Source organism: Paenibacillus lacisoli, from assembly GCF_030580655.1.
GTDB lineage: Bacteria > Bacillota > Bacilli > Paenibacillales > Paenibacillaceae > Paenibacillus > Paenibacillus lacisoli.
Genome location: NZ_JAUQTB010000009.1, coordinates 101,776 through 117,429, shown reverse-complemented (window position 1 = coordinate 117,429; position 15,654 = coordinate 101,776). Strand labels below are relative to the sequence as shown.

The window sequence follows — 15,654 nt, the reverse complement described above, 5'->3', positions numbered from 1 at the left end:
GTCAGCTATACCGATAAAACGGTAAACGGAAAATGAGCTTACAGGGAGATAATTTATGATCTACGAGACAGAAACATTATTTAATGTGGAAATTAAATTAGCGAAGATTGAGAAGGTAATGAGAACTTCTGTTTCAATATTGGAAGAAAATCTATTCAGTGAAGCTGTTACATCGAATATAAATGTAATGATTGATGAGTTAGTAAAGTTCAATCAGGAACTCGAACCCATATTAACGATGCATCCTTCTGAGGTTGTTATTCAGAATATATACAAGGTATTTGATTTATTTGAGTTTTTGATTTCAGCCTATAACTGTAATAATGATAAAGAGATTATAGAGATATACGGTCAATTGCTTTACCATTATAAAATTCTACGTCAAAATTTCAACGCCTATAGCTATCAAGTCAGTGGAACAAAAAAAGTGATCGTTGTTGGGGTAAATCTGCTATCCAGCAATTTGAATAGTTACATAAATCCACGTAATCGGAAGATTCTCGCTTATATATCAGAACAGAACGAGTTGACCGGCAAATATTTGGCTGGAATTCCCATATTAGAATTTGAAGATGTATCGTATCTTTCATATGAATATTTGATTATCACAGACAACTATAAAATCGAAAGCATGCAAGATGATATTAAAATGCTTAATTTGTATGAGTTTGTATCCAATCACTATGATTTTGAACTATATAGAGCCTATAATTCTTTATATGGCAAACAAAAACAGATAGATAGCTTTATAACGGGAATATCCTATACTGAGGTAGGCATTGATGTGAATGAACTCCCTTATCAAACACTGAACTTAGCCGTATCGAGCCAGGATTTGTTTTATGATTTCCAGTGGGCAGAAGAAATAGTGAGTTATCATAAAAAAGGGAAACCAATAAAATGGGCCATCATTGGCTTGAGTTACTACAGTTTGGAGTATGATCTTTCCAGAAGCAAGTTCAAAAATAGAGCTTATTATTACTACCCATTCTTTAAAACCATTAGTAATCTGGAGGACAAAGAGAATAAAATTCAAAAGTATAACGAGTTTGAAGCTTTGGCTGCAGAACTATTCGTTGAACCCTATTTGTTGAGGATTTTCGATACCCTGAAATCAATGGCAGAGAGTAAGTGGGAAACGCTCACAAACGGCATTATGAATGAAGAACATAGAAATAGTGGACGGCAAGAAGCGGAGAGGGATGGGAATAAAGATTATCCTGAAACTGTAGGAGATAACAAGAAAATATTGAAAAAATATATCAATATGCTTATTGAGAATAATATTAAGCCGATTGTTGTGATCTGCCCTGTAAGCCGTTACTACCACCCGTATTTTCCTTCAAGAATAAAAAGAGACTTTGACAATTACATGGAAGATATGAGGAATGAGTTTGATATAGATATCTTGAATTATTTTGAATCTGAATGGTTTACTGATCAGGATTTTTACGATTCTACACATCTCAACAAAGCTGGTGCTCGAAAATTAACAAAAATGCTTAAACGACATTTAGAACAATCCAGTTTAGATGGTACAAAGTGATTATTGATGGTTAGTCAGACAAAGTCAAAAAAGGTCGAAATAAAAGAGAGCAAACCCTTTTTAAAATTATGATACCGCCAAAATAAATAAATACAGTCCAGTTTCGGGCTTTGAATCCCTAAAAATGGAAAGCTACAAGAGGAACTGTAAATAAGCTGCAATCATAATTATTCATTAAATAGCAAATGGACTGATTTTCATAGGTGATCTGATTCCCTCTCACTTCTATATCGAGAATATCGACGGGAACAGGATTACCGCCAAGCCGGAAAACGGGGTTATGAAGCTGGAAATTCCGAAACGCCGCGGGGAAGATACTTCCCGCAGACAGATTCAAATTGACTGATCGCTGTGTAGAATAGACAAATAAGTGAAGAGGAGAGCCTGTGCATATGCACAGGCTCTCATTTTTACAAAGGGACTTTCGAACGTTCACAGTGGCTCTGGCCCCTTGCCGTACGGCATCCGAAATGGGTGAGCTTGTCTTACGGCAGACTGAAGCTTTGGGTTCCTGAGCATGCCTGTGATGAGGAAGTTCTTAAGCCGTCTGTGCATCCGGGCATCGGTATCAGCAATTATGATAGTATACATACAGAACCTTCCAGATTTTTTAATAGAGTTGTTTTATTATTGTATACTATCATTCATGTTACATCGTCATTTGTGAGGATTCTATCCTTACCCATTTTACGAATCGCAGGAGGTAGAGTACGAATGCCTAAGTTACCATTGGAGCAGCTCATTGACCGGGAGAATCCGGCTTGGGAAGAAATTAAGGAATTGCTAAGCAGCGGCAGCCATGCATACACCCTGTTACCAGCTGATCGTGATGCAGCAGCCGGCACGCTGTCTGCCTTACAGGTCTCGACCCGTTCGTATCTGGGCGCCATTGCCTATGAGACCGGCGGTATTCGCCTGGATCACGGCTGGGTGACCGTGCTGGGGGCTGGACATTCGGAGGTCAGCGGAAGTCTGGCTTCCTGGAATGGTCTTGGCACACAGACGGATCTGGCTGCGTACCCGGACCTGCTTGTCGTTGCCTATGATGCCGCTGGTGGATTCTTTGCGTTAAATACAGGCAGGTTCGGCCAGGACGGATATGTCTATTATTTTGCACCGGATACGCTGGAATGGGAATCCACCGAACTGGCGTACTCCGGCTTTGTGAACTGGCTCGCACACGGTGATCTGGATTTGTTCTATCAGACCTTTCGCTGGGCAGGTTGGCAGGAGGATACTGAAAAGCTGGAAACTGGAGAAGTATGGGGTTATTATCCGCCGCTGTGGACGGCCGAAGGCGGCGGGGAACTCAGCAGCCATGCGCCCATCTCAGTGCTGGAAGCCTGGAATCAGACCTCAGGCCAGTCCCGCCCGCAGGAGTAAATTCATGCGTTATCTGAGAGATATTCCGGAGCCGGGGATGGGGACTTGGTACTTCGAGATTGATGCGGGCGGAACTGCCTTCCGGCAGATCGTACTGGGGTCGGATGGCAGCTCGATAACATCAAACCGGAAGCACGGAGCTGCTCACTTTGTGCTGGCAGAGCATCCGCTGAATCCGGAGGAGCCTTATTATGAGGAAATTAGCCGTGAGGAATTCGAAGGAATGTGGCACAGGCAGCTGCAGAAGCACGGAAGTCAATGGAAGGAAATACAGAAAAAGTTTCCGGTTGGTACAGCGGTTGAAGGCTATATTGAATGCTTTTATCCTCAGGGCACACTGGTGAACCTGCTGGAGGAAGGTGCCGTCGGATTGGCAAATACCTCCTCACTGTCCGCCTCCGCTTCAGAAGCATGGATGTATCCGCGGCACATCGTTCAGGCAGAGGTCACCGGGTATGATGAAGTGAACCATTGGGTGCTCCTGGATCACGCGCAAATTCTGAAGAATCAATATGAAGAGAAAGAGGGTGAGTCAGGTCATGACTGAACGTGTTCCTTGCCGGATGGAAGGCTGCACATCGACCATTCTGCCGGCTACTGCGGCGAGAACGGGCGGCTATTGTATGCCTTGTGTTCAGGAAAGGGAAAGACAGGAACGGCAGGCCTATATTGAGAAGCATCGCCGGACGGTCAATTTGTATGAGAACGTGACAGATCCTGTAGAGATTCTGCAAATTGGCTATGCCAAGCAGGTCCGCGACCCCCTTATTCGATATGTCCCCTATCCGAAGAAGCGGGAGGAGCTCTACCAAGAGCTCTCGGTTGGCGATGCCCGGCGGATGAAGGAATATGCACTGAAGCTGCTTGCAGAGGGTGAGAAGGACACCGCAATAGATATACTGACTGCCCTTGTCTGCTGGAGAAATGATGAAATCAGCGACGTGCTGCCACAGCTCATGGAGCGGAGGATATATGATCCCGGAATGATGTATAAGGACGCTCCACCCGAGGTGCGGGACCAGCTGCTCGGGCAGCTTGAACGTGACGAGGAGAACCGCAATCTTCTTCTGCTGGCTCTGGGCTGGATTGGTGATGAGGCGGTAGTGAACCAATTTCAGGAGTGGCGTCGTCAGGCTCCTGCCTGGGCCAAACAGCTGTATGTGCTTCCGGAAGCATACACCCGGGAGGCAGGATGGGAACTGGATGAGGGTGGAGGCCGAAGAGAGCTGGTATCCCCGGCAAGCTATGGGATTGTTGTGGAGAAGGACCTGACGGCAGAGGCTGTGCGTGACGCTGAGGAGCCAGTTGGACCCGGATTTCTGCAGCCGTCGGATCAGGTCTGTCCATGGTGCCATGGGAGTCTGGTTCTGCTGATGGACGTGGACGGGGCACACTCGTCCTTATCCGGGCTTGGACTGGAAGGAAGGCTGTGTATCCAGACCTGTGAGCGCTGCGGCGGGTACAGTGATATCTTTATGGAGCTTGACGAGCAGGGGATGCCGCACTGGAGCCCGTATAATCATGAGCCTGACTATCTGCCGGATTGGGAGGAAGAATCTGATGGCGACGGAATTCGTCTTCCACAGCTGTCCTTGTCCTCCGTACCGCGCTCGCCTTATTTTGCAGCTGTATGGGCCTTGTCGCAATCGGGTTCTCAGCTTGGCGGTCACCCCGGCTGGGTGCAGGACGCGGCTTATCCGCTCTGTCCCTGCTGTTCCAGGAGCATGCTGTTCATCGGGCAGCTGGATGGTGAGGATATAGAAGTGTATGGCGACGGAATTTTCTACATGTTCTATTGTCCGAAGGACAGGATGACCGCAACCTGTTACCAGCAGAGCTGATCCTGATTTGCAGGCATCTGGTGCTGCGGAGATGTGAAGGGAACGATAAAGGGGGTGAAATGATAATGAATACCGGCTGGGCATCGGGTGAACTGGTTGTAGAAGGCGAGCGGGTGGTGTATGCAGAATTGACTGAAGAGGAGCTGACGGCCTCCGCTTGGTACACTCGTTATTTCCATTCCACCCGCTCCATGGGGAACGGATATGAATGGCATCACCTCGACGAAGTGCCGCTCCTGAGGGAGAAATTTTTCGTCTCCGTTTGTTTTCATGGCGGCAGGCTGTATGCTCTGGAACTCTCCGTTCAGGGTGAAGCGTATCCGACTTCATGGGATAACTGGACTGTGGAGGGGGAACGCAGAAGGTATGAGAAGCATCGCAGACTGCTTGAAAAGGCCTTGTCCCGGAAACCAGATGATCAGTGGGAGAAGCCTTATCCTTATATGGAGTTCAAGCTGGATTGGGGAGCCATCATTTCTTACCAGGATCCGCGCTCGGGGTCGACCGCAATCGTATGGAACTACGGGGAATAACCATGTAATCCAGAACTGCGCCAATCCGGCGAAGCAAGGTGAGATTTACATATTCACATGCGATTGAAGCGGTCGGAGCCGGCATTGTAAGGCTGTTGGTGGGGAAGATGAGAGAAATCCGGCTAGCAACATATGGGATGACCAATGTCCCAGAAAGATTCATACTTCTTGTCTACTCTCCGGGCGCTGCTTTTCCGATATAATCAAGGTATAGACTGGGCTGTAACTGACTTTTTATGTTTCTGCCAGACAAGCCCTTCTCAGAGGTGATAAAGCGATGACAGTAGATGTTCTTGAACGTAATCATGTACAAGTCATAGGGAGTGGGAGCCAAACCATTATGTTTGCCCACGGCTTCGGATGCGATCAGGGTATGTGGAGATATATCGTTCCTGATTTTATGAGTGATTACCGGATTGTTTTATTTGATTATGTGGGTTCCGGTAACTCCCAGATCAGGCATTACGATGCAGACAAATACAGCAGTCTGCAAGGTTATGCCCAGGATGTAATTGATATTATCGAGAGGCTGGACCTCCGGGATGTCATTTTTGTAGGACACTCTGTTAGCAGCATGGTTGGCATGCTGGCTTCCATACGCGCTCCAGAACGTTTCGAACGAATCGTCATGCTGGGCCCTTCTCCGCGTTATGTGAATGATCCTCCAGCGTATTTCGGCGGTTTTGACAAAAGTGATATTGACGAACTGCTGGAGATGATGCAGATGAATTTTATTGGCTGGGCCAGCTATATGGCTCCAATTGCCATGAATTCAGACCGGCCGGAGCTAACTCACGAACTGGAGCAAAGCTTTTGTTCGAGAGATCCGCATATTGCCCGTCAATTTGCAGAGGTAACGTTCTACTGCGATTGCCGGAAGGAGCTTGCACTTATGTCTGTACCGACGCTGATCCTGCAGTGCTCGGACGACAGTATCGCTCCTGTTGAGGTGGGGGACTATCTGCATTCTCATCTTCGTCACAGTGAGCTGAGGCAGATGAATGCCAAAGGCCACTATCCCCATCTAAGCCAGCCCCAAGAGACAATCGAATTGATTAAAGAGTATATTTCCAGATCATAGATAACCAGACCATCAGGTAATTTGGATAGAAAGGCTGTTTTAATGGATATTCAACTAGATAGAGCCCCTTGCGGTTATTTCTCAATGTTGGAAAATGGTGTGGTCCAGGAGGTGAATCAAACGCTTTTGGACCTGCTGGAATACAAGCGCGATGAGCTGGTAGGGAAGCACATTGAATCCGCAATGTCAGCTACGAACAAAATGTTTTTTCATACATACTTCTATCCGTATATTCAGCTGTATGGGCATGTGAACGAGATGTATTTCTCATTAAGAACCAGCAGCAGTCAGCAGTTTCCCGTCCTCCTCAACGGAGTCAGGCAAGAAAGGGAAGGGATCGTCTATATTGACTGTATCTTAATCGTTGTGCGCAAGCGGATTGAGCATGAGAAGGATATCCTGCAGACCAAAAGCCGGCTGGAGGAGCTGTATCAGGCTACGAATGAGGCCAATTTGAGATTAGAACAAATACATAGGGAGTATGAAGCCAAGCAGCAGGAACTGACCCGAATGAATGAAGAACTTGAACAGCTGGCATCAACCGATCCGTTAACCGGCCTGAAGAACCGGCGATATTTTCAGAAGCAGCTGGATTTGCATATTCATGCTTACCAGGAATCAGGCACGCCCTTCTCGCTGCTTATCCTTGATATTGACCATTTCAAAAAAATCAACGATACCTACGGACACCCTGTAGGAGATCTGATCCTGACTCACTTGGCCAAGCTGCTGCAGCTCAATTTGGAGAAAGATGATGCAGCCGCCCGTTTCGGCGGAGAAGAATTTGTAATCATTCTGCCCGGAACCCAGGAGGGTCAGGCAGTTGAGGCGGCAGAAAAAATTCGTGAGGCTGCCGAGTCCGCCCGTTGGGGGGATTATCGCATTACAATCAGTGTGGGGACAGCAGCCGTTGAAGATTCGGATACAGGGGAGTCTCTTCTGCACAAAGCGGATGTGGCGCTGTACGCCTCCAAAACAAGAGGACGTAACCAGGTTACCGGATATAGTGAGGTTTAATGTAAAAAAGGACGCTATCCTCCCGGATGAAAGCGTCCTTTTCATTTTTGTGACATGGATAGTTGCAGATACCTGGCCTGAGCAGATCAGACAAAGCCGGTCGGTCCAGAATCGTATATGGTAAAATATAACTCAAGAAGCATTGTCGTTACGAAAGACAGCTTGAAGGAGGAGCAGGAGCATGAATGGGGAACTGCATCAATTGCTGCTAATTACAGCTCTGGGCAACGGCTTCCTGATTGCCGGGTCCGATTCAGCACATCCGGAGCTGGAGCAGCATGAAAGCCTGAAAATACAGTTTAAGAACAACCACCGCAGCTGTGGATGGCGGGAGTGGCTGCAGGAGATCAGACAGCAGGGAGGAGAACGGATCATGCTGGTCAGCAGCAGCGAACCGCACTCTTATTGGCAGACCAGCGGATTTGCCGGCGGTGGGAGACCTATCGGAGTTGTTGTGCTCGGAACCGGGGTTAACCGGGTATGGACACCGTCCTGGCAGTTCGATCAGCGGGGTTCCCGGCAGCTCTGGAATGTAACCTATACCGAGAAGGAGCTGCAGACGGGCAGCATGGATTCACGGCAGTTTATCCCGCTAGAGGTTTGCTCCAGCCGACTGCATCAGGTTCTTCAGGGAATTGGAGAGCTGGCCGATGCGATTGAAGAGAGCTTTTGGCGGGAGAAATTTTTTGAACCCGGCTTGAATATCCTCAAGGGTATTCTCCCTGTTCCCAAAATGTCCTTTGATCTGCCGGCCATCTACTCGGAACAGGCAAGCCGGATGCTGAATGCTGCCTACAAAAGCTGGGTATTTGGTGGGATGGGATCATGGAACGATTCGCCGCCATACTCCGCTTACCAGCATCAGAAGGAGAAGGAGTACGAAGAGCTGACTTCACAGCTGTATGAAGCTCTGCTAGGGTGTGTGCAGAGCGCCGTGAATTCAGTGATATTTCAGACAGGATGAGCCGTTATAGATGCAGGATTACCAGGTGGCGAGGATGACCCAAGTAATAAAAGTAAGGAGGACGAGCATGTACAAGCTGAAGGATAAAGGAAGCTTTGCAACCCTGCCGGATCCGGCATTACATATTTATGAAGGGAACAAGCAGGCTTTGGAACAGGCATTGGAAAAGGGATGGAACATTCAAGAGCCGCTTATTTTGAGCAAGCATATACAGCTGTCTCCGCTCGATATCGCTCTAATTCTGGATCGGCAGGAGATCATTCAAATGCTGGTTGAGCATGGAGCGGAACTGAATCATCCGGAGAGCCCTGCATTTCTTAAAGCCGTCCGCTATGGCAGCGAAGCGACAGTGCGGTATATCTATGAGAAGGGAGCACGCATCGACCTGATCAACCGCGTCGGCTCTTCTGCCTATCAGGAGGCCTACTACGGCAAAACGGGGCATATTCCGTTAATACAGGAGCTGGGTCTGGATATACGCAAGTATGGAGGGAAAACACTTCGGACAGCAGTTTCGGATCATCAGTTATCGGTCGTTGACTTCTTTCTGACCCAGGGGGTGGACATAAACTTCAGCGAGCCGGATATGGTCTATCCTTATGGGGCCACCCCGCTGACGGTGGCTGCCCGGAATAACGATATGGCCATGGTGCGTTATCTAGTAGAACGCGGAGCCGATGTGACAGCGACGGAGAAGGACGGGGATCGTGCCTATACGATTGCAGTTGTGAACAAGAACACCGAAATGACGGATTACCTGAAGGGACTGGAGCCTGCTGAATACCATGACCGCAGCAATAAGCTGTATGCGCTGCGAAGCTACAAGCTGCCTAGGGCAATGGTGGATTTTCTGTCTGGTGAAGAGCGGCGTCTGGAGCTTCCCGACAATGAGTATGATATCAGGTATATCGAATTTTTCAGTCTGACGGATACGATCGAGATGAAGGCGGGGCGCAAAAAGCTGCTGAGACTCTCGGCAGAGGTGGATAACTATTCCGATATCCTGATTGTATGGCATCCTGGTTCGAACATGGTGGGCTGGTACGATGAGGAGCATTTGGAGTATGCGCCGCTTGCCAAGTATGCCGATTTTATGGCTGATCCGGTCCGGTATCTCATGAGCATCTTTTAGTAGCAATGCGATAACGGGAAGTATTTCACCTGAGTTAGATGAAAAGGAGGCTGATGGAGTGTATCAGAAGCAAATAGATCGAATCCTGCGGAAGCTGAAGCAGCTGGCAGCATTGGATCCTGCGCTTGATCTGTTCGGAGCAGATCAGCATCGATACAGACTGGCCCCGCCCTGGAATGAGGATCAGGTCAGGGGCTTCGAGAAGGCCTGGAGTGTGACGCTGCCCGAGAATTATAAAGCTTTTATCATGCAGGCGGGCGCCGGCGGCGCGGGTCCCTACTACGGTCTGGCTGAGCCGGAAGAGGGTGTATACAGCGATTTGGATCACAAAAATGAACTAAATGATATATCTGCACCATTTCCCTATACGGACGAGTGGAACATGGATACGGATTGGAACGAAGATACGCACAGTGAGGAGCAGCTTCAGAGAATGGAGGAACAGTATTTCAGTACGGAGCATTCAGCCGGGCTGCTGCGCATCAGCAATTTTGGCTGCGGGGTGTCCATGAATCTGGTCCTCTGCGGGCCTTCCTGTGGAGAAATCTGGGTTGACGACCGGGTCAACGGTAACGGCATTTTTCCGGATCATTATTTTGAGAATGAGAACCGGCTTACCTTCCTGGACTGGTATGAAACCTGGCTGGACCGGTCGCTCGAAGAGCTGGAAGCACAGCAAGATTAGGACCTCATAGATTCCTGAATAAATGCCTAGAGTAAGTAAAGACATAAACAAAGAATATATGACGCCACTGGCCGTAACGGAGGCCGCTGGGGGATAACAGAGAACAGGCGTGCAGGACATTGAATTCCGAACGAATGCCGGTCATCTGCATGAACGGAAAGCAGCCGCAAGCTGCAGTGCAAAACCTTATTGACATGTTAGCGCTTCCGAGTAGAATGGGGAAAGAAAGTCAGATGAAGACGGACCCCAGGTCAGTCAAAGGAGTGTATCCCCATACCTAACACGGTCAAGCAAGTCCGACCGGCGGTCAAGCCAAGACCGCGCAGGAGGCTATCAGTTCAACGCAGGCAGATACGTATTGCCACATGGGAAGGGGTACCTTCAACGATATTTCAGACCCTCCTTGGAGGTCCGTTTCTTACCGGATTTCTGCTTTATCTTGGCGCCAGCTCCAGTCAGATCGGTTTTGTACTGGCAATAACCACCTTTGTTAATATCGCTCAGCTTGGAATTGCTTATGGTATACAGCGCATTCGCAGCCGCAAGTGGACATTGATCTGGTTTCTGACCATTCATCGACTGCTGTGGGCCGGTACCGGATTAATTCCTTTTATATTTCCGAAGGATCTGTGGGTTAGCGTATATATTGCGACCTATACAGTGGCGTTTGCGGCCAACGCTGTCGCGAGCATGCTCTGGACATCGTTAATCAGTGATATCGTGCCTGCGCGGGTACGGGGCCGACATTTCGGGATCCGCAATACCATTCTGAATGCACTCGGCAGCCTGTGCCTCTTCACGGGTGGCATCCTGTTAGACCGTTTTCCCGGCGGCACCGGCTTCCTGCTGCTCTTTATTCCGATCTGGATCTGCTCGGTAGCCAACATTATCATTTATTTTTATTATCCGGACCTTCCGTTCGAACGGTCACAGGAAACGTCCTTCTGGCCGATGCTTCGCAGACCGCTGCAGGACGCCGGATTCATGAAAGCGACTGCATTTCTGGCCAGCTGGCTCTTGGTACAGACGCTTGTTGTACCCTTGTTCAGCTATGCCATGCTGGACCTGATGCATGTCAATTACAAAACAATATCCATTATTACCGTCATGCAGACACTTGCAATGATGGCGAGCTTCTATATCTGGGGCAATCTGAATGCGCGGTACAGCAATAAGAAGCTGCTTTTCTGGACGCTTCCGATTATTGCGGCTTCCTGTCTTTCCTGGGGACTGCTTGCAATCCTGCCGATCCTGCTGGTGCTGGTTCTGTCGCATGTGCTGCTTGGGATCGGTGTCGGCGGATTTAACCAGCTTGCTTTTAACTTTACCATCGGAGATACGCCAAAAAGTGAACGTCCGATGTTCATCGCCATGTATTCAGCTTTAACGGGATTAACCTCGTTTGTCGGGCCTTTAGCCGGTGGCAGGATCTATGGCTGGATGAAGGCCTGGCCCTCATCACTGGACTGGTTTGAGCTCTACGGTTTTCCGGTCTCTATCGGTTTCATTATGCTGATTCTGACCGGTACCCTTGGAAGGCGTATTTTGCTGGCCAGCTGAAGCTCATAGGGATCAAATTGAATCGTACCACAAACAGGCGGCCGAGAGATCGGCCGCCTGTTTGGCTATCTGACCCGCCCTGATTATCTGGGGAGCAGCAGTTTATATAAGCTTTTCGATGTTCTACAATATGGAGTAACTCATTTTCATATATGATGAGATTATTTACCTATTGCATTGCCTGAAGGAGTGAGATTATGAAAATGATACCGTTTGATATTGTTGATGTATTTGCGGAAGAGAGATACCAGGGGAACCAGCTGGCAGTCTTCCGTCATGCTGCCGGCCTCACGCCAGAAGACATGCAGCGGATCGCCAAGGAAACGAATTTTGCCGAGACCACCTTCATCATATCCGGAGAATCAGTCCATGGAGGGTATGATGTACGGATCTTCACGCCGGATACGGAGGTGCCTTTCGCTGGTCATCCAACGCTCGGAACCGCTTATATCCTTCGTCGTGAATACGGTCATGAGCAGACGGACCAGCTTCTTCTTAATCTCAAGGTCGGACAGATTCCGGTTACCTTCGAAGCCGGAGGAGAGATCTGGATGCAGCAGAAGCCTCCACAGTTCGGCCGTACCGTCGATAGGGAAACAATATGCGGAATATTGAATCTCCAGCCGGAAGATATGGCCGATGGGTATCCGATTCAGGAGGTGTCCACCGGGCTGCCTTCGCTCATTGTACCGTTAACTTCACTCGCAGCCGTTAGGAAATGCCGGATCCACCCGGAAAAGTACAGCTGGTTCTTAAAGGAGCAATTTGGGGCCAATATTCTGGTGTTCTCTACGGAAACATATAACAAGGCAAATGACCTGAATGTGCGGGTTTTTTGTGATGATTCCGGCTATCCTGAAGATGCAGCAACAGGCAGCGCGAACGGTAATCTGGCGGGATACCTGCTGAAGCATCATTTTCTGAACAGACAGCGTCTGGCTTACCGGGTTGAGCAGGGGTATGAGATGCAACGGAAATCTCTGATCCTGGTTAGAGCCAGCGGTGATGGAGCAGGAATGGATATCCGTGTAGGAGGACAAGTATTTCCTGTTGCAAGAGGAGAATGGTTGGTAGAATAGCAGCCGGAGACTCGCAGACATGCGGGTCTTTTTGTCTATCATTTGATGCAATCCTGTAGGGGGCAGGAGATCTAGTTCGGAAACGAGAATTCACAGAAAAAACAAGATGAAAACGCTTTAATTATAATTCCTATAAAATAAGTCGGAAAAATGGTTGATTTTTGTCGGTGACTTGCTATACTACTTAACAGAATCTCTAATAGATTTGATACAACATGAGGGGGAAACAACAATGAAAGCAGGAAAAATTTGGCTGTCTCTAATGCTCGTTGCGATGATCGCCATCGTGAGTGCGTGCGGCAGCAGTAGTGACAGCGCCAGCTCGTCCAGCTCCACGGCAAGTGACGACGGTACGCCGAAAGATGGCGGCAGCATCGTGATTGCCGTTCAGGATGATCCGCAGGTGATGAACCCAATCTATGCAGGAGACCGTGTGACGCTGACGATTGACCAGTCTCTGTACGCTCCGCTGTTTAACATTAATGATGGCAAAAAAACTTATGTCCTCGCCGAGAGTGACAGCTTCTCCGATGACCATCTTACATACACCCTGAAGCTCAAAGACGGGCTTAAATGGCATGATGGACAGCCGCTGACGGCTGACGATATCGTGTTCACCATGAACAGCATTCTGGATGAGAAGCAGCACAGCTCCATGCGCAGCCAGTTTGTGTTCAACGGCAAGCCGGTGAAGGTTACCAAGGTAGACGATCTGACTGTGAAATTCCAGCTGCCGGAAGTATCCGCAGCATTCGAGGGCGGTATGGTTGCCTTCTATCCGATTCCAAAGCACATCTTCGATGGTGTGGCTGACATTGAGAAAAGCGATAAGAACAATGCGCCTGTCGGTTCCGGTCCATTCAAATTCAAAGAGTACCGTCCGGGCGAATATGTGACCCTGGAACGTTTTGACGATTATTTTGCAGGTAAAGCTCATCTCGATTCGGTGACTTATCGTGTAGCGAAGGATCCTAACGCAGCGAATCTTGCCCTGCAGAACGGCGAAATCCAGATGCGCATGGTGGATACCCAGGACTACAACAAGCTGAAAGATACCGGCAAGTTTAACCTGGAGATTTATCCGGAAGGCCGTCTGCAGTACATGGTCTTTAACCTGAATGTACCTGTAATGCAGAAGAAGGAAATTCGTCAGGCTATCGCTTATGCGCTGGATAAGAATGAATTGATTACAGCTTCCTACTCTTCCGGTGATTTTGCGGAACCTGCACCTTCCATTCTTACGCCGGATACGCTGTATCAGACGGACGATGTAGAGAAATATGATTACAATGCAGACAAAGCGAAACAGCTGCTGGCTGACGCAGGTGTCAGCAACCTGAAACTGCGTCTGGCTTATACGAACACGAACAAGCCGCAGACGAGCCAGGCTCTCTATATCCAGCAGAAGCTGAAGGATGTCGGCATTGAAGTCGAACTGCTTCCAATGGACGGTACGGCTTATGGTAATAAGACATTGGATATGAACAATAAGGACTTTGATCTGTCCTTCGGCGGTTACATCATGGGTTATGAGCCGGATGCGTATAAATCCCTCTTCCTGAGTGATGCAGCCTACAACTACTCTCATTATAAGAGTGCCGACTTTGACAAACTGTGGGATCAGGCAGCCGTTGAGATCGATACGACCAAGCGTGCTGATCTGTACAAACAGATCCAGCAGACGGTAGCTAACGAGATGACGGTATATCCAATTGCTTATACCAAAGCGATTGTGGCAATCGACAACACCTACGGCGGTGTAAAAGAAGCCAATCCGAAACCGGTCGTTATGCTGGAGGATCTGTCAAAGCTGTACAAAAAATAATAGCAGCAAACCAACTAACGCCGGCCGCGAGGCCGGCGTTGATTCGGAGGTGCCCAATTGAACAACTATATCGTCCGGAGGATCGCGCAGGCGATCCCTCTTCTGTTTGTGATTTCAATCGTTTCGTTTACGCTGATTAAGCTTGCACCTGGTGACCCGGTGTTATCCTTCGTCACCCCGAATATGGGGGCAGCCGATGTGGAGCGGATGCGCCAGAGTCTGGGTCTGGATCAGCCCATGTATGTCCAGTATGTCGTATGGCTCAAGAATGTGCTGACAGGTGACCTAGGTTATTCTCTTGTCAGTCATAGACCTGCTGCACAGATGATTATTGAACGCATACCAGCTACCTTTGGTCTAATGGGCGTGGCACTGCTGCTGTCCCTGTTAATCTCCATTCCGCTCAGTATGCTGGCAGGGTCCAAGCAGAACGGGCTTCTGGACCGTGTACTGAGCTTGATCTCGTATGTAGGGATTTCTATTCCAAGCTTCTGGTTTGCGCTGATGCTGATCTATCTGTTCGCCGTCGAGCTGCACTGGCTGCCCAGCATGGGTATGCGGACGGTAGGGATGGACTCTGCCTGGGACATTATCAAGCATGGAATTCTGCCATGTACGGTGTTAACGTTTATGAATGTCTCGGTTTATATGCGATATATCCGCTCCAATACGATCAGTCAGCTGGAGGAGGACTATGTCCAGATTCAATACGCCTATGGTGCAACCAAAGCTACGGTTCTTCTGCGTCATGTGCTCAAGAATGTGCTGCTGCCTGTGATCACGATTCTGGGCATGTCCTTACCTGAACTTATTGCCGGGGCTTTCATCACCGAGTCAGTCTTCTCCTGGCCGGGCATGGGCTCGTTGGGCATAACGGCTGTACATGGTCTGGACTATCCGATCATTATGGGAATTACCATGATTTCATCCATCCTGCTGGTCATCGGCAACCTGGTGGCCGATATCCTATATGGGGTGGTAGACCCAAGAATCAAGACAACGGGGTGA

Annotated in this window: 15 protein-coding genes; all 15 read left to right on the top strand. The window is 48.8% G+C overall.

Features of this window, described 5'->3' with window-relative positions:
• The first annotated feature begins 55 nt into the window (after positions 1-55).
• The 15 genes from Q5741_RS15290 (at position 56) to Q5741_RS15220 (ending at position 15,654) form a co-directional block, all read left to right on the top strand.
• Positions 56-1,546 carry a hypothetical protein gene (locus tag Q5741_RS15290; protein ID WP_305024976.1) on the top strand — a complete coding sequence of 497 codons (1,491 nt, stop codon included), beginning with the start codon at positions 56-58 and terminating at the stop codon, positions 1,544-1,546.
• A 178-nt stretch (positions 1,547-1,724) separates the two neighbouring features.
• Positions 1,725-1,892, top strand: coding sequence for an Hsp20 family protein (locus Q5741_RS21610; RefSeq protein ID WP_345784163.1), 168 nt, complete (start codon positions 1,725-1,727; stop codon positions 1,890-1,892).
• Between the two features lie 368 nt (positions 1,893-2,260).
• Positions 2,261-2,929 carry a DUF2625 family protein gene (locus Q5741_RS15280; RefSeq protein WP_305024975.1) on the top strand — a complete coding sequence of 223 codons (669 nt, stop codon included), beginning with the start codon at positions 2,261-2,263 and terminating at the stop codon, positions 2,927-2,929.
• Between the two features lie 4 nt (positions 2,930-2,933).
• Positions 2,934-3,476 carry a hypothetical protein gene (locus Q5741_RS15275; RefSeq protein WP_305024974.1) on the top strand — a complete coding sequence of 181 codons (543 nt, stop codon included), beginning with the start codon at positions 2,934-2,936 and terminating at the stop codon, positions 3,474-3,476.
• A complete protein-coding gene (locus Q5741_RS15270; protein ID WP_305024973.1) occupies positions 3,469-4,770 on the top strand; it encodes a DUF1963 domain-containing protein in 1,302 nt (433 codons plus the stop codon). Before Q5741_RS15275 ends, Q5741_RS15270 begins: the two co-directional genes overlap by 8 nt.
• Positions 4,771-4,835: 65 nt before the next feature.
• Entirely contained in the window at positions 4,836-5,303 is a 468-nt protein-coding gene (locus Q5741_RS15265) for a hypothetical protein (protein WP_305024972.1), read from the top strand.
• A 277-nt stretch (positions 5,304-5,580) separates the two neighbouring features.
• Positions 5,581-6,384 carry an alpha/beta fold hydrolase gene (locus tag Q5741_RS15260; RefSeq protein ID WP_305024971.1) on the top strand — a complete coding sequence of 268 codons (804 nt, stop codon included), beginning with the start codon at positions 5,581-5,583 and terminating at the stop codon, positions 6,382-6,384.
• Between the two features lie 42 nt (positions 6,385-6,426).
• Positions 6,427-7,401: a sensor domain-containing diguanylate cyclase gene (locus Q5741_RS15255; RefSeq protein ID WP_305024970.1), complete on the top strand. Its 975-nt coding sequence runs from the start codon at positions 6,427-6,429 to the stop codon at positions 7,399-7,401.
• Between the two features lie 181 nt (positions 7,402-7,582).
• Entirely contained in the window at positions 7,583-8,365 is a 783-nt protein-coding gene (locus Q5741_RS15250; RefSeq protein ID WP_305024969.1) for a hypothetical protein, read from the top strand.
• A gap of 67 nt (positions 8,366-8,432) precedes the next feature.
• Positions 8,433-9,497: an ankyrin repeat domain-containing protein gene (locus tag Q5741_RS15245; RefSeq protein ID WP_305024968.1), complete on the top strand. Its 1,065-nt coding sequence runs from the start codon at positions 8,433-8,435 to the stop codon at positions 9,495-9,497.
• 58 nt (positions 9,498-9,555) lie between these two features.
• A complete protein-coding gene (locus tag Q5741_RS15240) occupies positions 9,556-10,182 on the top strand; it encodes an SMI1/KNR4 family protein (RefSeq protein WP_305024967.1) in 627 nt (208 codons plus the stop codon).
• Between the two features lie 273 nt (positions 10,183-10,455).
• On the top strand, positions 10,456-11,742 hold the full coding sequence (locus tag Q5741_RS15235; RefSeq protein ID WP_407074368.1) for an MFS transporter: 1,287 nt from the start codon (positions 10,456-10,458) through the stop codon (positions 11,740-11,742).
• A 197-nt stretch (positions 11,743-11,939) separates the two neighbouring features.
• Positions 11,940-12,821: a PhzF family phenazine biosynthesis protein gene (locus tag Q5741_RS15230; protein ID WP_305024966.1), complete on the top strand. Its 882-nt coding sequence runs from the start codon at positions 11,940-11,942 to the stop codon at positions 12,819-12,821.
• 232 nt (positions 12,822-13,053) lie between these two features.
• The gene (locus tag Q5741_RS15225) at positions 13,054-14,646 is read left to right on the top strand and encodes an ABC transporter substrate-binding protein (RefSeq protein ID WP_305024965.1); all 1,593 of its coding nucleotides are present in this window, start codon (positions 13,054-13,056) and stop codon (positions 14,644-14,646) included.
• Between the two features lie 57 nt (positions 14,647-14,703).
• Entirely contained in the window at positions 14,704-15,654 is a 951-nt protein-coding gene (locus Q5741_RS15220; RefSeq protein ID WP_305024964.1) for an ABC transporter permease, read from the top strand.

What these genes read in the sequence shown, in the direction of transcription:
- Q5741_RS15290 (WP_305024976.1), top strand. Translation starts at nt 56, where the DNA reads ATGATCTACGAGACAGAAACATTATTTAATGTGGAAATTAAATTAGCG.
- Q5741_RS15245 (WP_305024968.1), top strand. Translation starts at nt 8,433, where the DNA reads ATGTACAAGCTGAAGGATAAAGGAAGCTTTGCAACCCTGCCGGATCCG.
- Q5741_RS15260 (WP_305024971.1), top strand. Translation starts at nt 5,581, where the DNA reads ATGACAGTAGATGTTCTTGAACGTAATCATGTACAAGTCATAGGGAGT.
- Q5741_RS15280 (WP_305024975.1), top strand. Translation starts at nt 2,261, where the DNA reads ATGCCTAAGTTACCATTGGAGCAGCTCATTGACCGGGAGAATCCGGCT.
- Q5741_RS15250 (WP_305024969.1), top strand. Translation starts at nt 7,583, where the DNA reads ATGAATGGGGAACTGCATCAATTGCTGCTAATTACAGCTCTGGGCAAC.
- Q5741_RS15230 (WP_305024966.1), top strand. Translation starts at nt 11,940, where the DNA reads ATGAAAATGATACCGTTTGATATTGTTGATGTATTTGCGGAAGAGAGA.
- Q5741_RS15270 (WP_305024973.1), top strand. Translation starts at nt 3,469, where the DNA reads ATGACTGAACGTGTTCCTTGCCGGATGGAAGGCTGCACATCGACCATT.
- Q5741_RS15275 (WP_305024974.1), top strand. Translation starts at nt 2,934, where the DNA reads ATGCGTTATCTGAGAGATATTCCGGAGCCGGGGATGGGGACTTGGTAC.
- Q5741_RS15265 (WP_305024972.1), top strand. Translation starts at nt 4,836, where the DNA reads ATGAATACCGGCTGGGCATCGGGTGAACTGGTTGTAGAAGGCGAGCGG.
- Q5741_RS15225 (WP_305024965.1), top strand. Translation starts at nt 13,054, where the DNA reads ATGAAAGCAGGAAAAATTTGGCTGTCTCTAATGCTCGTTGCGATGATC.
- Q5741_RS15255 (WP_305024970.1), top strand. Translation starts at nt 6,427, where the DNA reads ATGGATATTCAACTAGATAGAGCCCCTTGCGGTTATTTCTCAATGTTG.